The sequence below is a fragment of the Kitasatospora sp. NPDC101447 genome (assembly GCF_044767225.1).
Classification (GTDB): Bacteria; Actinomycetota; Actinomycetes; order Streptomycetales; family Streptomycetaceae; genus Kitasatospora.
Map to the genome: position 1 here is coordinate 35977 of NZ_JBIWNL010000031.1, position 21456 is coordinate 57432.

Annotated in this window: 13 protein-coding genes; 6 read left to right on the forward strand and 7 right to left on the reverse strand. The window is 75.7% G+C overall.

What is annotated here, in order from left to right:
• Positions 1 to 95: 95 nt before the first annotated feature.
• The gene (locus ACIRST_RS31810) at positions 96 to 971 is read right to left on the reverse strand and encodes a GyrI-like domain-containing protein (RefSeq protein ID WP_402806453.1); all 876 of its coding nucleotides are present in this window, start codon (positions 969 to 971) and stop codon (positions 96 to 98) included.
• Positions 972 to 1089: 118 nt separating this feature from the next.
• Entirely contained in the window at positions 1090 to 2529 is a 1440-nt protein-coding gene (gene gdhA / locus ACIRST_RS31815) for an NADP-specific glutamate dehydrogenase (RefSeq protein ID WP_350526273.1), read from the reverse strand.
• Positions 2530 to 2831: 302 nt separating this feature from the next.
• Here gdhA and ribA point away from each other — a divergent pair, with 302 nt between their 5' ends.
• Positions 2832 to 3461 (forward strand): GTP cyclohydrolase II, encoded by a 630-nt coding sequence (ribA, locus tag ACIRST_RS31820; protein ID WP_402806456.1) that lies wholly within the window; start codon positions 2832 to 2834, stop codon positions 3459 to 3461.
• Between the two features lie 160 nt (positions 3462 to 3621).
• Here ribA and ACIRST_RS31825 read toward each other — a convergent pair whose 3' ends face one another.
• Positions 3622 to 4686 (reverse strand): GNAT family N-acetyltransferase, encoded by a 1065-nt coding sequence (locus ACIRST_RS31825; RefSeq protein WP_402806458.1) that lies wholly within the window; start codon positions 4684 to 4686, stop codon positions 3622 to 3624.
• Positions 4687 to 4915: 229 nt separating this feature from the next.
• Here ACIRST_RS31825 and ACIRST_RS31830 point away from each other — a divergent pair, with 229 nt between their 5' ends.
• Entirely contained in the window at positions 4916 to 6238 is a 1323-nt protein-coding gene (locus ACIRST_RS31830; RefSeq protein WP_350526247.1) for a hypothetical protein, read from the forward strand.
• A gap of 114 nt (positions 6239 to 6352) precedes the next feature.
• Here ACIRST_RS31830 and ACIRST_RS31835 read toward each other — a convergent pair whose 3' ends face one another.
• A complete protein-coding gene (locus ACIRST_RS31835; protein WP_402806461.1) occupies positions 6353 to 9595 on the reverse strand; it encodes a hypothetical protein in 3243 nt (1080 codons plus the stop codon).
• A gap of 585 nt (positions 9596 to 10180) precedes the next feature.
• Here ACIRST_RS31835 and ACIRST_RS31840 point away from each other — a divergent pair.
• From ACIRST_RS31840 to ACIRST_RS31855, 4 genes are read left to right on the forward strand one after another with little or no spacing between them, the layout of a single operon-like run.
• On the forward strand, positions 10181 to 13075 hold the full coding sequence (locus ACIRST_RS31840; RefSeq protein ID WP_402806463.1) for an HAD family hydrolase: 2895 nt from the start codon (positions 10181 to 10183) through the stop codon (positions 13073 to 13075).
• A complete protein-coding gene (locus ACIRST_RS31845) occupies positions 13072 to 14226 on the forward strand; it encodes a phosphotransferase family protein (RefSeq protein WP_402806466.1) in 1155 nt (384 codons plus the stop codon). Before ACIRST_RS31840 ends, ACIRST_RS31845 begins: the two co-directional genes overlap by 4 nt.
• Positions 14205 to 16283, forward strand: coding sequence for a glycosyltransferase (locus tag ACIRST_RS31850; protein WP_402806469.1), 2079 nt, complete (start codon positions 14205 to 14207; stop codon positions 16281 to 16283). The genes ACIRST_RS31845 and ACIRST_RS31850 overlap by 22 nt, the downstream gene beginning before the upstream one ends.
• On the forward strand, positions 16280 to 17872 hold the full coding sequence (locus ACIRST_RS31855) for a family 16 glycosylhydrolase (RefSeq protein WP_402806471.1): 1593 nt from the start codon (positions 16280 to 16282) through the stop codon (positions 17870 to 17872). The genes ACIRST_RS31850 and ACIRST_RS31855 overlap by 4 nt, the downstream gene beginning before the upstream one ends.
• A 77-nt stretch (positions 17873 to 17949) precedes the next feature.
• On the opposite strand, the gene ACIRST_RS31860 is transcribed toward ACIRST_RS31855, so the two are convergent.
• The 3 genes from ACIRST_RS31860 to ACIRST_RS31870 are packed head-to-tail and all read right to left on the reverse strand — an operon-like array spanning position 17950 to position 21454.
• A complete protein-coding gene (locus ACIRST_RS31860; RefSeq protein ID WP_350526253.1) occupies positions 17950 to 18780 on the reverse strand; it encodes a polysaccharide deacetylase family protein in 831 nt (276 codons plus the stop codon).
• Complete coding sequence (locus ACIRST_RS31865) at positions 18777 to 19841, reverse strand: glycosyltransferase family 2 protein (RefSeq protein WP_402806474.1); 1065 nt, start codon at positions 19839 to 19841, stop codon at positions 18777 to 18779. The genes ACIRST_RS31860 and ACIRST_RS31865 overlap by 4 nt, the downstream gene beginning before the upstream one ends.
• Entirely contained in the window at positions 19838 to 21454 is a 1617-nt protein-coding gene (locus ACIRST_RS31870; protein ID WP_402806477.1) for a lipopolysaccharide biosynthesis protein, read from the reverse strand. Before ACIRST_RS31870 ends, ACIRST_RS31865 begins: the two co-directional genes overlap by 4 nt.
• Between the last annotated feature and the right edge of the window lie 2 nt (positions 21455 to 21456).

Consider the following 21456-nt stretch of genomic DNA (forward strand, 5'->3'; position numbering starts at 1 on the left):
ACGGGACGACAGGAGACGGGAAACAGAAAACAGATGACAGCTGACAGATTTCGAAATCTGTCAGCTGTCATCTGTTATCTGTCAGCTGTCAGTCGTCAGCCCCGCGGAGCCCGCGCCACCGGGATCCAGAGCTCCGAGTCGGCGTCGTCCGACCCGGGGACGAAACGGGTCCGCAGGATCTCCGGGCCCCGCCGGGCCTCGTACGGGTTGGACGGGAACCACTGGGCGGCCACGTCCCCCCACATCTCCTGCAGCGCCTGCGGGAACGGCCCGGAGTTGGTGAACACGGCCCAGGTGCCGGCCGGCACCTCCAGGACGTCCATGTCCTCCGGGACCTCGGCGCCCTCACGCGCCACCACCGCGTGCCAGTAGTCGAGTTCGGAACCCTCCTCGCGGTTCGGGGAGAAGTCGTCGCTCACCGACACGATGCCGACCGGGTCCTTGCCGCTCAGGGCTGTGATCCGCTCGACGGTCTCCTTGCCGAGCCCCTTGATGAACTCGGCGATGTGCGGGTTGACCCCCAGCCAGACCAGGGGCACCCGGGCCTTCCTGCCGACGATCCGGAAGTCCGGCTTCTCGACGATCCGGTATTCCATGCTGCTGCTTCCTTCCACGACGAGTCGGAAGGACATCCGGGGCTGGGAGGTGAGCACCGCACCGTCGCGCCGGGCCTCCCCCGGCCCGACCCCGTGCATCGCCCGGAACGCCCGGGCGAACGCCTCCCCCGAGGTGTATCCGTACCGGACCGCGATGTCGAGCAACGTCCGCTCGCCGCCGAGGACTTCGGCCCCCGCGACGGTCAGTCGCCGACGCCGCACGTACTCCGACAGCGGCATCCCGGCGAGCATCGAGAACAGCCGCCGGAAGTGGTACTCCGACGTCATCGCGATCCTCGCCAGCTCGGCCGCGTCGACCTCGCCGTCCAGGTGCCGTTCGATGTGCTCCATCGCCCGGTTCAGGTGCTCCAGCACTCCGACCCCGTCCTTCCTTGTGATCACCACCGTAGGAAGGACCCACCCTGCCGCACCCGACGATCGGTGCCCGCTCCGGTCGGGTACCGATCGCCGGGTCGGCGACGGGAGCCGCAGGTCAGACCAGGCCCTGGGCCAGCATCGCGTCCGCGACCAGTTCGAAGCCCGCGATGTTGGCGCCCACCACGTAGTCCCCGGGCCGGCCGTAGCGCTCGGCGGTGGTGAAGCAGGAGTCGTGGATGTGCTTCATGATCCCGGCCAGCCGCTCCTCGGTGTGCCGGAAGGTCCAGGAGTCGCGCGACGCGTTCTGCTGCATCTCCAGCGCGCTGGTCGCGACGCCGCCCGCGTTCGCCGCCTTGCCCGGGCCGAACGCCACCCCGGCCTCCTGGAACACCCGGACCGCCTCCGGGGTGGTGGGCATGTTGGCGCCCTCGGCGACGGCGAGCACACCGTTGCGGACCAGGGCGAGCGCGTCGGCCTCGGTCAGTTCGTTCTGGGTGGCGCAGGGCAGCGCGACCTCACAGGGCACGCTCCACACCCCCGGCCCCTCGACGAACCGCACGTGGCTGCCGCGCAGTTCGGCGTACTCGGAGACCCGGCCGCGCCGGACCTCCTTGACCTCCTTGAGCAGGCCGAGGTCGATGCCCTTGTCGTCCACCACGTAGCCGGAGGAGTCGGAGGCCGTCAGCACCGTGGCGCCGAGCTGCTGCGCCTTCTCGATCGCGTAGAGCGCGACGTTGCCCGAGCCGGAGACGACCACCCGGCGCCCGTCCAGGCTCTCGCCGCGGCTGTGCAGCATCTCGGCGGTGAACAGCACGCAGCCGTAGCCGGTGGCCTCGGTCCTGACCTGCGCACCGCCCCAGCCGAGCCCCTTGCCGGTGAGCACGCCGGCCTCGTAGCGGTTGGTGATCCGCTTGTACTGGCCGAAGAGGTAGCCGATCTCGCGGCCGCCGACGCCGATGTCCCCGGCGGGCACGTCGGTGTGCTCGCCGAGGTGGCGGTGGAGCTCGGTCATGAAGGACTGACAGAACCTCATGATCTCGGCGTCCGAACGGCCCTTGGGGTCGAAGTCGGAGCCGCCCTTGCCGCCGCCGATCGACAGCCCGGTGAGCGCGTTCTTGAAGATCTGCTCGAAGCCGAGGAACTTGACGATGCCGAGGTTCACCGAGGGGTGGAAGCGCAGCCCGCCCTTGTACGGGCCGAGGGCGCTGCTGAACTCCACCCGGAAGCCGCGGTTGACGTGGATGTCGCCGGAGTCGTCCGTCCACGGCACCCGGAACATCAACTGCCGCTCGGGCTCGCAGATCCGCTCGATGATCCGGGCGTCGAGGAGTTCGGGGCGGTGGGCGAGCACCGGGGCCAGGGTCTCCAGCACCTCGTGGACGGCCTGGTGGAACTCCGTCTCCCCCTTGTTGCGGCGGACCACGTCCGCGTAGAGGGCCTCGACCGCGCGCTGCTCGGCGTCGAAGCGGAGCCGGGTCGCGGTGTCGGTGGTGATGGCGGTGGCGGCGGTGGTACCGGTGGCGGTGGTGCCGGTGGTGGAGTCGGGGCGGCTCATGGGCATCTGATCAGGACCTTCCGTTGTCGTCGGTGGTCGTGCGCGGGTGCGTTCCCGTGCCCAGGAAACGGGAGGAAGTCTCGCAGTGTCGACACCCCGGGCCGCCTCCCTTCCACATGTTGGAACACCGGGCGGCGGCCGCGCGGGAACACGCGAGGCGGGCGGGGTGTTGTGCGCCTCCGCAGTCGTGCCCCGCACCTTCCGCCAGTTGTTCAAATTGGAACAACCGAGTACGGTCGACATCCGATCCATCCCGGATCCCGACCGAACCCGGTCCGCCCCCGATCGACGAAGGCCCGCCCATGCCTCAACCCGGCCCCGCCACGGTGCGCTCGCGCGTGCGCATCCCGCTGACCTTCCCCGACGGCTACCGCGCCGAGGCCGAGGTCTTCACCTTCCACGGCCTCGCCGACGGCGCCGAGCACCTGGCGCTCGCCCTCGGCACGGTCCCCGAGGGCGGGACGCCGCTGGTCCGGCTGCACTCCGAGTGCCTGACCGGCGACGTCTTCGGCTCCGAGCGCTGCGACTGCGGGCCGCAGCTGCGCGAGTCGGTGGAGCGGATCAGCGAGGCCGGCGGGTACCTGCTCTACCTGCGCCAGGAGGGCCGGGGCATCGGGCTGTACAACAAGCTCGACGCGTACGCCCTGCAGGACTCCGGGTTGGACACGTACGACGCCAACACCGCGCTCGGCCTGCCCGAGGACGGCCGGGACTACACCGCCGCCGCTCAGATGCTCGCCGCGCTCGACGCCACCGGCATCGACCTGCTGAGCAACAACCCGGACAAGGCTGCGCAGTTGGCCGGCCTCGGCATCTCCGTGCGGCACCGGGTGCCGACGGGCGTGCACCTCTCGGCCAGCAACGTGCGGTACCTGACGGCGAAGGTGGAGCGGACGGGGCACTCGATCGAGCTCTCCCGGCTGGTCGGCTGAGCTGGCCCGCGGTCGCACCCGCCGGACCCCGTCAGGCCCGTCGGCCCCCGCCGGACCCCGTCAGGCCCGCCGGACCCCGTCAGGCCCGCCGGACCCCGTCAGGCCCGCCGGACCCCGTCCGGCCGTCAGGCCCCGTCCGGCCGTCAGGCCCGTCGCAGGGTCAGGCGTCCCGGAACCCGATGACCCGTTTGACCGCCCCGCGCAGCCGCCGGTCCAGCGCCGTCAGCGGCAGCCGCTCGCGGTAGTACGCCGGGGACGCCGCAGGCCGCGCGCCGAAGCTCTGCTTGAATTGGGCCAGCGAGGACTCGGGCCTGGCATCACCCATGTCGTAGAGGCGGCTCCCGGCCGCGCACGCGTCCTCGATCGCCAGCCGGTGCAACAGGTGGTTGGCGTGCACCGGGTGCGCCAGGCTCCGGTCCATGGCCCCGCGCCAGTACTTGGTGTGGGTGCCGTGCCGCAGCACGACGATCGCGGCGGCCGGCTGCCCGCCGCACCTGGCCAGCCAGATCGCGCAGGAGGAGCCGAACCGCTCCGCGACCGCCTCCAGGAGCCGCGGCGGTTCCTCCCGCCGCCGGCGCCACCGGGCCAGGGCGAGCGGCTCGTTCTGCTGCTCGGCCCAGCGGACGACCGACTCCTCGTAGAGGCGCCGGAACTGCGGCACCAGCCGCCCGCTCCGGTCCACCTCCACCTCGACGTCCTCGCGTTCGGCCCGCCGTACGCCACGGCGCACCTGCTGGTGGAAGCGGTGGGACCAGACCTCCTCCCACCCGCCGTCGAGGTCGAGCAGGTAGGTCGTGCGGTCGACCGCCGAGAAGGCCCCCGGCACGACCTCGTTCCAGACCGCTGCGGAGCCGGGGCCGAACCGCACCGCCACCCGCAGGGCGGGCCGGTCCGCGAGGTCGGCGAGGACGAGCCGGGCCTCCCGCGCGTCCGGTGCGCCGTCCGGCACGACGGCGCCGCCGACACCCCACCCGGGCCAGGACTCCTCGGTCAGCAGTCGCATCGGCCAGCGCCGGTGCCGGACCAGCGGCACGAGGAGCCGCCGGCCGTCGACGAACCGGTACAGCCGGCTCGCGTCCTCCCACGGCCAGGCCTCGCACAGGCAGTCCAGCCAGGTCGGCGTCTGCGTCACCAGCGCTTCGGCGTCGCGCGCGATCAGCTCCCACCACACCTCGCGCGGCGCCGGACTGGTCACCTCGACACCGGCGGGAAGCGTCCTGGGCATGGCGCGCCGACTCCTCTCCGGCCGATCCGGCGGGGCCCGGTTCCCGTCCGGCCGATAGGGCGGGACCCCGGTTCCCAGGCTAGGTTCGCCCGCGGGCACCCGCCCGTCCGGCGGGGGGCGTCGCCGTGGCCGGGCAGCGAGCGGGGGTCGGGTCATAAAATGGGCACGCCGGCCCGTACCGGCTGCGGGCCGCGTCCGGACCGGGGTGGGCCGACGACGGGAGCTGCTGGTGGTGAGCAACGGAGCCGGCCCGTCCGCCGCCGTCCTCCGGTCGGTGCGGACCCGGGGCAGGGCTCTCCTCGGCTCCGCCAAGGGCTACGACCCGCTGCTGCGCAACGCGCACGTGCTGACCCTCAGTTCGCTCCTGACCTCCTTCTTCGGCGCCCTCTACTGGGCGCTGTCCGCCCACTGGTACAGCCCGGCCACCGTCGGCCGGAACGTCGCCGCCGTCTCCGCGATGATGTTCCTCGGCGGGATCGGCCAACTGAACCTCGCCAACGCCATGGTGCGTTTCGTGCCCTCCGCCGGGAAGCGCACCGGGCGGCTGGTGGGACTGGCCTACCTCACGGCCGCGGCGGTCACCCTGGTGTTCGCCGCCGGGCTGGTGCTGCTGATCCCCGTGGTCTCACCGGGGCTCGGTTTCCTGCACACCTGGGGCCTGGGCCTGGCCTTCGTCGTGGCCACCGCCGGCTACGCCATCTTCAACCTGCAGGACGGCGTCCTCACCGGCCTCCGACGGCCGGACTGGGTGGCGCTGGAGAACGGGCTCTTCTCGGTCGAGAAGATCGGGCTGCTGGGCCTGTTCGCCGTCGTCGGCGCGCAGAACGGGATCCTGCTCTCCTGGATGGTCGGGCTCGCGTTCGCCCTCCTGGTGACGAACACCTTCGTCTTCGGCCGCGCCGTACCCCGGCACGAACGCACCCCGCCCAAGGCCCGCGCGGACACCTCGGCCCCGACCTTCGGCTACATCGCCGCGGACTACCTGGGCGCGATGTGCTGGCTGGCGGCGGTGAACCTGCCCCCCGTGATGGTGCTCAACCGCCTCGGTGCCGCCGACAGCGCGTACTTCTCGCTGGCCTGGATGGTGCCGTTCGCGCTCTACTGCTTCAGCTCCAACATGGGCTACTCGCTGGTGGTGGAGTCCGCCCGGGACATCACCCGGCTCGACGACTACCGACGGGTGCTGCGGCACTCCGGCCGGGTGCTGGTGGCGGCGGTCGTGGTGCTGATCGCGGTCGCCCCGTGGGCGCTGCGCGTGTTCGGCCGCGAGTACGCCAGCCACGGCACGGTCGCCCTGTGGCTGCTCGCCCTGTCCGCACTGCCGAACCTGCTCAACACCACCGTCGTGGCGCTCTCCCGGGCCCGGCGCCGGATGGGCGTGGTGGTGGGCGTGCTGGCGGCGCTCGCGGTCGTCGTGCTGGCACTGACCGCGCTGCTGCTGCCGGTGCTGGGCATCACCGGCGCGGGCGCGGCGTGGCTGATCGGCCAGACCCTGGTGGCGGCCGTGCTGCTCTGGCGCCGCTCCTGGTGGCTGCCCACCCCGCCGCGGTGACGGGCCGGGGAGCGGCCACACCACACCCCGGACCCCGAGCCCGACCCCGACCCCGACCCCGTACCGGGCCCCGTACGAGGCCCCGGCCCCGACTCCGTCCCCGTTCCGTGCCGCTCAGCGGCCGGCGCGCAGCACGGTGCGCTGGATGCCGAGGCACACCAGGGGAAGGGCGATCAGGACGGCCGCCCAGAAGGCGCTGTGGCCCCAGAGCCCGGCGATGCCGCGGTAGACCGGGCCGGCCACCGGGATGCGCAGCGCCTCCATCGGGCCGAGCGGCGGCGGCAGGGCGCCGAGCACCACCGTGCCGAGCAGCCAGAGTGCGAACAGCCGGCGCGCGGTACGCGGCCCGGCCAGCGTGCCGGCGACCGACACGGCGGCCAGCAGCAGGGTGAAACCGGCCTGGTAGTCGGCGCCGACCTGGCCGGTGTCCCAGGACGCCGGGGTCGGGTGGTGCCCGGTCGCGGCCAGCCGTACCTCGACAGTGGCCCACAGCAGGACGACCAGGACGAAGGTACTGCCGAGCACGAAGCGGGCGCGCTCCCGCGCACCGGCGCTGCCCGGGCTCCAGTCCCGCGCGGCGGGCGCAGCGGCGGTCCGGCGTGCCCCGGCCCGGCTCCCGCTCCCGCCTGTCGCGGTCCGGCCGGTCGCCGTTCGGCCGGTCGCGGTCCGGCCGGTCCCGCCGGCAGCCCCGCCGCCGCCCCTCGTACCGGCCCCGGCCCCGCCGCCGGCCGAGGCCCGCGCCAGGCGCCGCCACTGCTCGGCCGTCCGCCGCCGGGCCTCGGACGCCGCGATCGACAGCCGGGCGGCGCGCTCGGTCAGCACCACGGCCAGGACGACCCCGACGGCCGCCGCCACCCCGGCCCAACTGCCCATGCCGCCCTCGAACATCACCACCCGGTCGACGACGGCGGGCGGCGGCTTGAGCACCGTCATCGGTGGCCCGAGCCGCAGGTACCCGATCGCCGCGGCCCCCGCCGCGGCCAGGGCCAGCGTCCCGCGGCCGACCCGGGCGGGGAACACCGCCAGGACGAGCGCGGCCGCCAGGGCCGCACCCAGCTGCGGCGCCACCGACCGGGCCGCCAGTTCGCCGGCCGTGCGCAGCCGGTGGCCGAACGGGCCGTTCGGCAGGATCGCGAGGCCGTTGCCGGCGTCGACGCTGGTCCGGGCGAGCGCGCCGGCCCAGAGCAGCAGCGCCAGGGCCGTGCACACCAGCAGGGCCGCGGCCGCCTGGCGCGGCACGGCGATCCGGGCGTTGCCCCACCAGACCCGGGCCCGGGGGACGAGGTGGGCCCACAGCCGCCGCGCGACCGGTTCCCGGCCGTCCGGCACCCGCCCGGGCGCCTCCTGCGTGCCCCCGGCCGCCCTGGCCCGCAGCGCCTCGGCGGCGACCAGGACCGCGCAGCCGGCCACCGTCCCGGGGTCGGCGCGCACCGCGCGGCGGCGCAGCGCGGACCAGCGGCGCCGCACCCCGTCCGCCGTCCCGCGGCCGGTCGGGGTCCTGGCCCAAGCGGCGAGCACGACGTCCACCACGACCGCGGCCACCACGGCGAGGACGGCCGACACCCGCGCGGGCAGCGGCAGCCGGTGCAGCGCGGTGGGCAGCGGGGACAGCCGGCCCAGCAGCCGGGCGTGCTCCTCGGGCTGGACGGTCAGCCAGACCGCCAGCCGGTAGGCCTCGGCCCGTTCCTCGGCGCTCAGGCCGTCCCCGGTGCGCCGGCCGCCGCCGAGCTCCCGGGCGGCCCGGTCGGTGTCCGCGACGACCTGCGGCACCCGGGCGAGCGCGATCAGCCGCCCGCAGTGCTCGCCGTGGCACTCCGGGTGGTCGCAGTCGTAGCGGGCGGCGACGGTCGAGACCGAGCCGGCGAGCAGGTCGTCGACGAAGGCGACGGTGTCCGGCCCGGCGGCGATCCGGGTGAGGCCGGCCGCGTCGACCGGGCGCTCGCGGTAGACCGGGGTGGCCGAGGGCGCGAACGCGGCGCCGAAGGCGAGGACGGCGAGTGCGGCCGCGTCGGCCCGCCGGGCACCCCTGGCGCTGTCGACCGCCCGCAGGTACTGCAGGTCGAACAGGGTGTCCCTGACCTCGTCGCGCAGCCAGTCCAGCAGGTGCTGCGCCCCGCCGTCGACGAGCCACTCCGCCGCCTCCGCGGAACGGTTCAGCATGCTCCAGGCCAGCACAGACGGGGCGTGGTACGGCTCCCCCAGGAAGGTGACCGGCCGGTGGGTGTGGCCGCCCGCACCTCCCGCGGAGGCGCCCTGCGGGCGCACGACCGCGGGGCTGGCCCCCTCCAGCCAGCCGGTGACCTGCTGGGCCTTCCAGCGGTGGGCCGGGTTCCTGGTCAGCAGGCCCTGGAGCAGCATCAGCCGGCGCGGGTCGGTGACGCCCGAGAGGTCCGCCTCCTCCCCGAAGACCAGGTCGTACTGCAGCACCTCGTCGCTGACCAGCAGACCGTCCGCGTCCAGGTAGTGCGGGCGGCCGGAGAACAGCTCGTACAGCACGTTGCCCAGGCCCCACCACGGCCCGGCCGGGTGGTTGGCCCCGGCGAGCTGCTCGGGGGCCATGTAGGCGATGGTCACCTGCATCTCGGGTGAGAAGCTGCGGCTGGCGGTGAGGCGGGCGACGCCCCCGAAGTCCGCGATCACGAACTCCCCGGGGCCGCCGCCGGGGCGCACCAGGATGTTGGAGGGCTTGAAGTCCACCGGGTTGCGCTCGATCCGCCGCTGCCAGAAGTCGAGCATGGCGACGAGTTCGCGGATGATGCGGTCGGTCTCCCGCGGATCGGTGTGCCGGCCCTTGTCGTGCAGGGCGGCGATGTGGTCGGCGAGGGTGACCGGCAGGTACTCCATGGCCACCCAGGCGCACTCCACGCCGGCGTGCTCGACCTGCCCGAAGTCGATGATCCCGGGAACGTGCCGCCGGTAGGCCGGGGTGCGCAGGTGCCGCAGCAGTTCGACGTCCATGGCCTGGCCCGCCCGGGCCACCTTGACCGCGGCGTCCCCGCCGCCGTCCGTGCGCCGGACGTGCCAGACGGTGCCCTCGGTGCCGGAGCCGGCGACCTCGTACGGCTCGTAGCGGTTCAGCAGGGCCGCGGGGAAGGCGCCACCGAAGTGACCGCCGCGGGCGGGCGCCGGCCGCCGCAGGACGGTCCGCGGGTCGGCGTCGCGGGGCGGGACCACCCTGGTCGGCGCCTCCGGGTGGGTACCGCGGGGCGGGACCACCCTGGTCGGCGCCTCCGGGTGGGTACCGCGGGGCGGAACGACCCTGGTCGGCGCCTCCGGGTGGGCGCGGAACCGCTTGAGCCGCGAGGGCGGGCCGGCTGCCGGGTCGTCCTCGGGGCGCCCCCAGGGCCTCCGGTCCACCCGTGTGCGCGGTCCCGATCCCGTCGGCGCACCGTCGGCCATCCTGCAGCTCCCCTTCCAGCCGACATCTTGACGCGTCATCATCTCGCAGTCACCGGCCGGAGGTTGCCGACTTCGACCGGTTCCCGACCGGCCCGTGGCCAAGCTGTTACTTGCCCGGCGACCACGGGCCCCTCCACGCCCGGCGCGGTCGGGGGCCGCGCCGGGCGGTGGCGGTCGGGCACGCAGCGCGGCCGCACGGCCACGGATCCGGGCTGTCGTTCCGGGCCGGGCCGGTGCACCCTGGACGGAACGGGGGGTTCGAGGAGGAGACGCCCGATGCCCGTGCCGGTCCCCGCGGACGCCGCGCCGACGGTCGCCGACGCGGGTCCGGCCCCGTACGCGCGGACGGTCGGCGTGACGGCGGCCCGGGGCGGGCACGGCCCGTCCACGGCACGCGACTCCCGCTGCACCACGCGCCGCCGCGCGCCCCGCGAGCGGCTGGAGGAGCAGGCGGGACGCCGGATGCCTAGAGTGGGGAGGCACAGCGGCTGCACGGCTCCGCGGGCGCTGTCCCCTCCTTCGGGAGCTCACGGGAGTCCACGAATGAACGATGCGCAGACCGCAGCGGCCGACGGTGCGCGAGCACCGGTGGACCTGCACCTCGCCGTGCCGGAACTGACCGACCGCCTGCTCGGACGCGCCGCCGGTGGACAGTGGCTGGACGCCTTCCTGCTGAGCGCCGGGCTGGTCCAGGTGGTCGAGGACGTGCTGCAGGGCACGGCGTGGCGGCCCCGCCGGCTGGTGGAGCACCTGGCGAAGGGCGGTCCGCCCGCAGTGGTCGGGGCGGCCCGGGCCGGGCTGCGGACCGCGACCGGGCTGTGGCTGGCCGTGCCGCCGGCCCACCGGTTGCACGCGTGGTGCCGGCGGATGGCTGCGCTGCGTGACCGTCTCGCGCTGCGGGCGCTCCGGGACGCCCCGGTGGCGGACGACCCGGGAACGGCAGGCCCGGCGAGCCCGGCGATGCACCCGGACACGAACGATCCGGACGCCGACCGGGACGCCGCCCTGTGCGCCGAACTGCGGGCCGCCGTGGACGAGTTGGCCCGGCTGCCGGGAGCCCGGCGGCTGTTCTCCGACGCGGTGCAGCGCCCACCGGCCTGCTTCCGCAGCTTCGACCAGCACCCGCAGGACTGCGTCGCGCTGGCCCGGCTGGTCCACGCCCGCCACCCGAACCGTCACCGCCCGGTGCTGGTCCTGGGCGTGCGCACCTCCGGCAGCTACCTCGCCCCGCTGCTCGCGGCCCAGCTGCGCCGGCTCGGCCACCGGGCGGTGACGGTCGGCACCACCCGGCCCGGTGCGGCGCTGCTGCCGGGGCGGCCGGCGGCGGTGCGCGACCTCCGGCGCCGGGGCGCCCTGGTGCTGCTGGTCGACGACCCGCCGGTGACCGGCGGGTCCCTGGCGAATCTCGCCGCGCTGGCCGTCCACGACGGTTTCGACCCGGCGGCGATCGTGCCGGTCCTCGCCACCCTCGACGACGCGGGCGCCCTGCCGCCCGCCCTGCGCGGCCTGCCGTGCGTGACCCTGCCGGGCCGCGACTGGCACGTCCGGACGCTGCTCTCACCCCGGGCGCTGGCCTCGCTGCTGGCCTCCCTGCTGCCCGCCCTGCTGCCGCCCGGACGACGGCTGCTGGACCTGTCGGTCGGCCCGCAGGGGCCGCTCTCCCGCCGCGCGCACCTGGCGGTCACCTGCGCGGCCCGTACGGCCGGCCCGGACGGCGCGGTGGAGAGCCTGCCACTGCTCGCCGAGTGGACCGGCGTCGGCTACTTCGGGGCGTACGCACCGACCGTCGCCGGGGTGCTCAGCGGGCTGGTCCCGCGGCAACTCGGCTTCGCCGACGGGGTGCTGCTCCGGGCCCTGCCTCCGACCCGGCCGACGGAGGACCCGGCGCAGGAACCGCCGGACGGCCCGCCGACCGGCCGGAGCGTCCCGCCCGCCGAGGTCGCCCGGTACGTGGCCGCCCGCCGGCGCCTGCTGGCCGTCCCCGCCGACCGGAGCCTGCGGCTGGCCGGCCGCGACCCCGTCTGGGAGGCCGCCGCCCGCCAGCTCGCACCCGCCTTCGGGCGCCTGCACACCGTGCTGCGCCCGACCCTGCTCGACCCGCTGACCCGCACCCTGCTGGCCTCCGACCGCCCCTGCGTGACCGACGGCCTGACCGCGCGTCACCGCTGGACCGCCGACGGCGCGGGCGGCTGGTACAAGACCGGGTACGCCGACGGCGCCTTCGGCCACCTCAACCTGGCCAGCTACGACGCCGCCTACGACCTGGCCGGCGCGGCCGAGCGGCCCGACGGGCCGGACCGCCCGCGGGCGGACGGGGACGCCGAACTGCTCGCCGCGTACCGGCGGGCCACCGGCGAGGAGGTCTCCGCCGCCCGGTGGTGCCTGCTGAGGCTCGTCCAGGCCCGGCACGCCGCCGTCCAGGACGGGCTGACCCCCTCCGAACGCACCCGCGCCGACGCCCGGCGGGCCCAGGCCCGGGCGGTGCAGCGCTTCCTCGCCGACGTCTACCTCGCGGACCTGGACGAGGAGCCCCGGGGCCCGTGCTGCGTCCTCGACGTGGACGGCGTCCTGGAGTACGACGTCCTCGGCTTCCCGGTCTCCTCCCCCGCCGGCGCGCTGGCCCTGCGCGCCCTGCGCGCCCACGGCTACCGCACGGTGATCGCCACCGGACGCTCCGCCCCCGAGGTCGCCGACCGCTGCGCCGCCTACCGGCTGGCCGGCGGGGTCGCCGAGTACGGGGCCGTCCTGGTCGACGCGGCGACCGGCGGCGCCGAGGTCCTGCTCGACGACGGGCGCCGCCTCGCCGGCGACGGCGGGCTGCCCGAACGCCTGGGCTCGCTGGACCCGCCCGCCGTCACCGATCCGCTCGCCCGCTGGTGCGTGCGGGCCTCGGTCCGCGCGCCGCAGGACGGCCGACGGCACGCCCTGCCACCGGAGGCCGTCGCCGCCCTCCTCGACGAGGCGCCGATCGGCGAACTCTTCACGACCGTCCCGGGCCGGGCCCAGACCGACTTCGTCCCGCGCGGCACCGGCAAGCTCGCCGGAGCCCGCGCCCTGCTGACCCGCCTCGGGGCCGACGGACCGCCCGCGCTGGCCGTCGGCGACGGCATCGCCGACGTGGAACTGCTCGGCTGGGCCTCGCTCGCCGCCGCCCCCGCGAACGCGGAACCGCCGGTCCGGGCGGCCGGCGTCCCGGTGACCCGCCACGCCTTCCAGGCCGGGCTCACCGACGCCGTGGGCCGGCTGATCGGCCACCGCCCCGGCGGCTGCCCGCGCTGCCGGGCCCCGCGGCCGCCCGCCGACGCCCGCGCGCTGCTGGCCGTCCTGGCCGTCCCGGAAGCCGGCCGGACGGGCGCGCCGCTGCGACTGGCCCGGCTCGCCGCCCAGGCCGCGCGCACCGCGGCGACCTCACCGACCCACCGGGGCCCGGGCAGATGAGCCGCCACCACGTCCTGCTCCCCCGGTACTCCCCCCGGCTGCCGCACGGCCGGCCGGACCGGGACGGCGGCGCCTCGCGGCTGCCGTTCTCCCCCCGGGCGCTGCTGCCGCTGCGCCGCCCACCGCTGGTCTACGGCGCCGCCGACCGGCTGAAGGCCCGCCGGATCGCCCGCCGGCTGGGACTGGACGACCCCGGCGCCCTGCGGCCGGTGGCCCCCGGGCTGACCGACGTCCTGGTCCTCTCGCTGCAGACCCCGGGCCAGGAGCGGCTGGCGGTCAAGCACGCCCGCAACGACCCCGCCGTCACCTCCCTCGACCACGAGTGGCGGGTGCTGCAGGCCCTGGCCGCCGACGACCGGCTCGGCGCCTGGCGCGCCCTCGTCCCCGCCCCCGTCCGCCGTCGGCTGACCGGACCGCTGCCGCTGATCACCGAGAGCTGGCTGCCCGGGACCACCGCCGACCGGCTGCTCCGGGACGGCCTCGGCACGGACACCGCGGTCGCCGAGCACGCGCTCACGGCCATCGCCGGACTGCACCGGGCCACCGGGCGCACCGAGGCCGCCACCGGCCGGCTGGCGGACTGGGTCGACGAGCCGCTGGCCACGATCCGGGCCGGCATCCCCTGGTGCCGCAGCGGGACCGGAGCCGCCGGGCTGGCCGGCGTACGGGCCCGGCTGCGCGCCGGACTGGCCGGTGCCGAGACCACCGTGGCCTGGACCCACGGCGACTTCCACGCCGGCAACGTCCTGCTCGACGAACGCTCCGGCCGGGTCACCGGCGTGATCGACTGGGGCGGCGCCCGGCCCGACGGCCCCTGCGCCATCGACGCGTACACCTTCGTCATCGCCCTGACCTGCCGCCGCGAGGGCCGCCAGCTCGGCACCGCCGTCCGGGAGATGGTGCGCCGCGGCGCCCTGCCCGGCCCGGACCTCGCCCTGATCGACGGCACCCGCACCGACCTGGTGGACCTGCGCCGGGACGGCCCGGCCGGGCCACCGGACGGCGCCGTGCTACCGCTGCTGACCTGGCTCTGGCACATCGTGTCCAACGTGACCAAGTCCCCGCGCTACGCACGCAGCCACTGGTGGGTGACCCGCAACGTGACCCCGCTCCTGGAGGAGGCAGCCACATGGCCGGCGACCCGGCCGTGACGCCGTTGTCGGCGCCGAGGCCGCAACCGCCCACCGGGACGACGCGCGACCGCCCCCGGCGGTCCCTGCGCCTGCCCGCGCTGACGGCACGCCTGCTGCTGCCGGTGTCCCTGCTGCTCTGGCTGCTGGCGCTGCGGCACGTCGACCTGGACCGGATGGGCGACCTCGGCCTGTTGCAGGTGCTCCCCGTCCTGTACTGGGTCGCGGCGGGCCTGCTGACCGCGGGCTTCGTGCTCGCCCTGCGGGACCGCAGCCTCCGCCAGTGGTGGCTGGCCGCCTACGTCCTCGCCCTGATCGCGGTCGTCCACGCCACGCCGACCCTGCTCTACGCCAACCTGCGGTACTCCTGGGCCTGGAAGCACGTGGCGGTGATCGACGCGATGCTCCGCCACGGCGGGGCGGTCCCGCACGCCGCCCTGCTCGACCCCTACAACCAGTGGCCCGGCTTCTTCGTCCTCAACGGCCTGCTGCTGAGGGTCACCGGACTGCACTCCGCGCTCGGGTACGCGAGCTGGGGGCCGCCCCTGTTCAACGCGCTGCTGCTCGCCCCGCTGCTGCTGCTCTACCGGGCGATCAGCTCGGACCGGACGGTGGTGTGGGGGGCGGTCTGGATCTACTTCTCCTGCTCCTGGGTCGGCCAGGACTACTTCTCCCCGCAGGCGTTCGCCCTGGTGCTGTACGTCACCGTGATCGCCGTCGTGGTGCGCCGGCTGCCCGACCGGAGCGTCCCCCGCGCACCCGGCCGGTCGCCGCCGGGCGGGGCTCCGCCGGGTGAGGCTCCGCCGGGAGGGGCGCACCGCTCCGCCGCGCCCCGGGCGGCGAACGGCGCGGCGGGCACCGGCACGGCGGGCGTCGGCGCGGCGGGCACCGGCACGGCGGGGGCCGTGACGGCGGGGGCCGTGACGGCGGGGGCCGTGACGGCGAGCGGGGCGCGGGCCGGCGGCGCACGGGCCCCGGCGTGGGGGCTGCGGCTCCCGATGGTCCTGGTGCTGGAGGCCGCGATCGTCTGCTCGCACCAGCTCACCCCGCTGATGCTGATCAGCTCGCTGGCCGCGCTGGCGCTGCCGCGCCGCAACCGCCGGGTGGTCCTGCCCCCGCTGCTGGCCGCGGTCGTGATGACGGCGGTGTGGGACGCCACGGTGGCACGCCCGTACCTGGCCGCCAACTTCGGTCAGTTCGTCAAGGCGCTCGCCACGCCGGACTCCAACGTCACCTCCGGGTTCGCCAACCTCGGGACCGCCTCCGCGGACCAGGTGATGGTCGACTGGATCGACCGCGGGCTGACGGCGGCGGTCGTCCTGCTGGCGGTGATCGCGCTCGTCCGCCGTCCCTGGGTCCGGCGCACCCCGCTGCCGTACCTCCTGCTGGCCCCGGTGCCACTGCTGGCGGCCAACAGCTACGGCGGCGAGATGCTCTTCCGCACCTACCTGTTCATGCTGCCCGCGGCGGCGTTCCTGGTGGCCGCCCTCGTGCTGCGGCCGACACCGCGGCCACGGCTGCGCTCGGCCTGCGCGCTGGTCCTGCTGCTGGCCGTGCTGGGCGGGCTCTTCTTCGGCTACGACAGCAAGGAGCGGATGAACCGCTACACCACCGCGGAGGTCACCGCGACCCAGCAGCTGTTCGCGGCGGCGCCACCGTACTCGGTGGTGGTGTCCGTCACCGGGAGCGTGCCCGGGATCTACGACCACTACGAGGACCACCCCCAGGTGCGGCTGGCCGAGACGAGCGAGCCGACCCGGAAGCTGTTGACGCAGGACCCGCTCGGCGGGCTGGAGGCGGCGGTCGGGTTCACCCACCCGGGCGTGCCCGCGTACCTGATCCTGAGCCGGGCCCAGGCCGCCGAGACCTCGGTGACCGGCGTGCTGCCGGCCGACACGGTGGACAAGCTCTCCGAGGTGGTCGCCCGCACCCCCGGCTTCGAGCTCGTCTACAGCAACGACGACGCCGTGGTCTACCGCTTCGTCCCCAACCCGCTGCCCGGCCAGGTGCCCGAGGCCGCCCCGCCGGCCGCCCTGGCGCCGTCGCAGCCCTTCCTCCGGCAGGGAGGCGGCCCGTGAACAACGATCCGTCCGTGAACGGCGGCCCGTCGGTGCGCGGCGAGGCCTCCGTGGACTCCACGGGTTCCACCGGTTCCACGGGTTCCACGGACTCCGTGGACTCCGTGGACTCCGCGAAGGACGACCCCTCGGTGGACGACCCCTCGGTGGACGACGGCCCGTTCCCGGACGGCGCTCCGGCCGGGGACGGCGGCCCGTCCGCGAACGACGTCCGGCTCGGCTGGGCGCTGGCCGTCTCCGGCTGGCTGACCCTCGCCGTCTATGTGCTGGCCGACGCGAACCCCGTCCGGGTGGCCGTGTCCGGCGTGTTCCTGCTCTGCTGCCCGGGCCTGGCGGCGGTGCGCTCGGCCCGGCCGCGGCTGGCCGCCGCGGGCGCGCCGATGGGGCGGCTGGAGTCCTGGGTGATGGTGGTGGCCCTCAGCCTGGCCATCGACACCCTGATCATCGTGGCCTTCTACCTGACCGGCGGCTTCATCAGCGGCTGGGCGCTGGCCGCCGTGGCCGGTGCCACCACCCTGCTGGCCCTGCCGCAGTGCTTCCCCCGCCGACGGCCTCCGGGCGGCCCACCACGGGCCGGGCGGCGGGACGGTGGCCGGACGGGCGGACGCCACCGGGGCGGCAGCCGGGACGGCCACCAGGACGACCACCAGGACGGCCGCGGGAACGAGCACCGGGCGCACGACCGCGACCGCGGGCGCGGTGAGCGGCGCCGACGGCGGGCCGCGGCGGCCGGGGCCGGAACGGCGGGGCTGCTGCTGGTCGCCGCCTGCGCGGGCGGCGGCGCCTCCTCCTCGCCGTCCGCCGCCGGGGACTCCGGCGGGGCCGCGGGCGGGACGAGTGCCCCCGGCCGGGCCCCGGCCGACCCGGCGGCCCCCGGCTCCTGGCACCTGGCCTTCCAGGACGGGTTCGACGGCGACCGGCTCAACCGCTCGAACTGGACCACCTGCTACGACTGGAACCAGGACGGCTGCACCAACGCCGGCAACCACGAGCTGGAGTGGTACCGCCCGCAGCAGGTGACGGTGGGCGGCGGCGACCTGACCCTGACCGCGAAGCGGTCGGCCACCGAGGGCAGCGACGGCACGACCTACCCGTGGACCTCCGGCATGGTCTCCACCGGCCGGGACTCCTGGAACGCGCAGCCGCGCCACACCTTCACCTACGGGTACTTCGCCGCCGCGGTGCGCATCCCGCCCGAGGCCGGCATGTTCCCCGCGTTCTGGCTCCTGCCCGAGTCCCGCACCACACCGCCGGAGCTCGACGTCGCCGAGTTCATCTCCACCACCCAGTACGTCCAGATGACCGTGCATTACACCGGCCCGAACGGCGAGGACAAGGACCAGTGGGAGCGCTACGGCCCGCAGGACTTCCCGGCCGGCTACCACGTGTTCGCGGTCGACTGGGAGAGCGACTCCCTCACCTGGTACGTCGACGGCGTGCAGCGCTACCAGGTGACGGACCCGGAGAAGATCCCGCACACGGCGATGGAGGTGCTGCTCAATCTGGCGGTCGGGTACCCGAGTTCACCGCCGCAGAGCGTCGACACGGCCCGCATGACGGTGGACTGGGTACGGGTCTGGCAGCACTGACCCCGGCAGTCCCCTACTAAGGACCCGGTTCGCGGCGCGGCTCAGGGCGCGGTTCGCGGGACGGTCTGCGGCGCGGTTCAGGGCGCGGCCGGTGACGACCCCGGCGGCCCGCCGACCGGGCTGCCGAGGCCGGACCGCAGCCTCCGGTAGGCGCGCCAACCCTTGGTGCGCAGGCGTTCGGGGAACGGGGAGACGGGTGCGCCGGTGCCCTCGACCCACTGGCCGAACAGCTGTCGCGGGGTGTCCCGGCGCACCATCAGCCGGGCGATCCGCAGCGGCTCGTCGGCCGTGGAGCTGAAGGCGTCGGCGACGGCGCAGGCGCTGGTCCAGCCGGCTTCCTGGACGCAGCGGCGCACGGCCGGGCTGGAGTAGCCGTGCGGGTAGGCGAAGGAGTCGACGGAGTGGCCCAGCAGGTCCTCCAACCGGCCCTTGCAGCCGCTCACCTCGTCGTTCAGCCGTCGCCGGGAGAGGGTGTCGAGCTGGGGGTGGGTGCGGGAGTGTCCGCCGATCTCGACGCCGAGCGCGTCGAGGTTGAGGAGCTGGCGCCAGCTGAGCATCTCGGCGGGCGGCAGCAGACTGCCCTCGGCGGGGTGGCCCGGGGTGTGCAGGGCACCGGTCGTGACGAAGACGGTGGCGGGCAGGTCGCGTTCGGCGAGGAGGGGGGCGACGGTCCAGTAGAAGTCGGCGAAGCCGTCGTCGAAGGTGAGCACCGCGCAGTGGTCGGGCATGGGCGGACCGCCCCGCAGGGCGGTGACCAGTCGGTGGAGCGGGACCACCAGCCGGCCGGCGTCGGCGAGCCGGTCGAGCTGTTCGCCGAACACCCGTGGTGTGACGGCGAACGGGGCGATCCACTCGGGCGGGTCGTCGGAGACCGAGTGGTAGAGGAGCACCGGAACGACCGGTGTCACCGCACACCTCCCGGCCGGCCCCGTGCGGCGGAGGCGGCGGACGTGGCGGACGCGGCCGAGGCGGCGGGCACGACGGAGGCGCCGTCCGGCTCGGCGGACGACTCGGCGGACGGCTCGGCGGACGGCTCCCGCGCGGCCCGGGGCGCGACGAACGCCCGCGCGCGGCCGAGCGCGTACCCGGCCACGGTGAGCGCCACTCCGGCGGCCAGCGCCCCCGCTCGCCGCGGCCCGCCGCCACCGGGGCGCAGACAGCCGCCGAACGCCCGCGGGACGGTCGAGCGCAGGTAGCGCCGTTCGCTGGAGAGCGCGGCGTCGGCCCCGCGGTGGCGCGCCACGGCGGCCTTGGACCAGCCCTCGGCGAAGCAGCGGGAGCGGAAGTAGGAGAAGCCGGCCCGGCCGGGCGGCACGTGGTGGTGGACGACGGCGGCCGGCTCGTGGAGCAGCAGCGCCCCGGGGTGGCGCTCGGCGACGCGGAGGCAGAACTCGGTCTCCTCGCAGCCGAGCGGCCGGGTGCCGACGCGGCCGAGGTCGGTGCGGAAGCCTCCGACGGCGAGCACCTCGGCGCGGCGGAAGGACATGTTCGCGCCGATGAAGTTCCGTACGGCGCTGCGGTGGACGGGCAGCCCGCGGTACGAGCAGCCGACCACCCAGTCGAACTCGGGCGGGAACCAGTCCGGCCGGCTGCCGTCCTCCCAGCGGGCGACCACCAGTCCGCCGACGCCGTACACCTCCGGGTCCCGGTAGGGCGCGAGGAGGCGGACCGTCCAGTCGGGCTCGGCGGCCGCGTCGTCGTCGAGGAAGGCGACCACCTCGTGACGGGCGGCACCCACGCCGGTGTTGCGGGCGCCGGACAGGCCCTGCCGCTCCCGGTTGGCGAGGACGCGCACGCCGTCGAACGCCGCCTCGGCCCGGCGGCCGAGGGCCGGGCAGTGGTCGACGACCAGCAGGATCTCCTCGGGCGGTTGCCGCTGGGCGTGCAGGGAGCCGATCGCCTCGCACAGGTCGTCCCAGCGGTCGAGCGTGTAGGCGCAGACGATGACGGAAAGGCCCGGGGTGTTCACGGCCGCCTCCGTTCGGTTGTCGGGTCCGCGGTCGGCGGGAGCCCGGTCGTCAGGACCGTGGTCGTCGGGACCGCGGCCGTCGAGCGCCCGGCCGTCGAGCGCTCGGTTGTGCGAACTCCGTCCGCCGGAGCCGCGGTTGTCGGGGTCTCAGCCGCCGTGGTGTCGCCGGCCGGGAGCCACCGCGGCAGGGTGCACAGCAGCGGGACGGCGAGGACGGTGGCGGCGATCAGCCAGGCCAGGCCGACCCCGACGAGGCCGAACGGCGGCAGCAGCCAGACCGTCAGGCCGAGGACGAGGACGCAGTAGACCCCCTGCAGGGCGACGATCGGGACCAGCCGTCGGCGGGCCCTGGCGGCGTCGACCGCGATGCTGAGCACCAGGTGCGGCAGGGCGGACAGGGCCAGCAGGCGCAGCAGGGCGGTGCCGTGCTCGGCGTACTCGGCCCCGAACAGGGACAGCACCCACGGCGCGGCCACCACCGTGACCAGCACCCCGGCCGTCACCAGGACACCGGCGTGCCGCAGCACGCGGCGACCGTGCTCACCGAGCCGGCCGGGTGCCCCGGCAGTCTCGACGATGAGCGAACTGCCCAGGTTGAGGGCGACGAGGTAGAAGGTGTACGCGATCACCCAGGCGAGCGAGTAGTAGGCGATCTGATCCGGCCCGAGGGTGTCCAGCACGACCAGCGGGACGACGGTCGCGGCGGTCAGCCGTAGCAGGGCGCCCAGGTAGTCCGCGGTCGCGTAGCGGGCCAGCCGCGGGGCCGCCGTCGCGCCCTCCCGACCGGCTGCGCCGTCGGCGGCGCGGGCGGAGGCGCGGGCGGAGGCGCGGTCGGAGGCGCGGTCGGAGGCGCGGGCGGAGGCGCGGTCGGAGGCGCGGTCGGAGGCGCGGGCGGGCAGGATCCGGCGGAAGAGCAGGACGTTGGCGGTGAGCAGGGCGGCCAGCAGCGCACCGGCCCAGGACACCAGGATCCCGGCCCGCAGCGCCCAGCCCGCCAGGACGGCCAGCAGAACGATCTTGACCACGGCGAACAGGGCGTTCTCGCCGAGCACCCAGCCCGGGCGGCGCAGCCCGGTCAGCGCGCCGTCCTGGAGGGCGAAGAGCGTGTAGCCCGCGGTCATGGCCAGGAACGCGACGGCGACGGGCGGGCTGCGCAGGAAGTCGAGGTCCGGTGCGATCGCCGGGACGAGGACGAGGAAGAGGCCGCCGACCAGCAGGGCGGCGGCCGTGGCGATCAGGTAGCAGCGGATCAGCAGGCTCCGCGCGCCCCGGCCGACCGCGGGCAGGAACCGGATCAGGACGTCGGCGAGGTCGAGCTGGCCGATCTCGGAGATCAGCACCACCGCCGTGAGCACCGCGTAGCTGAGGCCGACGAACTCCGAGCCGTACCAGCGGGTGGCGAGCATCCAGAAGACCGCGCCGAAGGCCGCGGTGAGGAGCGAACTGGCCGTCAGCACGTGCCCGTTGCGCAGCAGCGGTTCACCCGCCGTCAGGGCGCGCACCCGGGCCCGCAGCAGGCCGACGTACGAGCACTCGCAGGGCAGCGGCAGCGGGCAGGAGCAGGCGGCCCGGCCCCCGGTGGGAACGGTGGCGGGCACGGCGCGCGCGGACACGG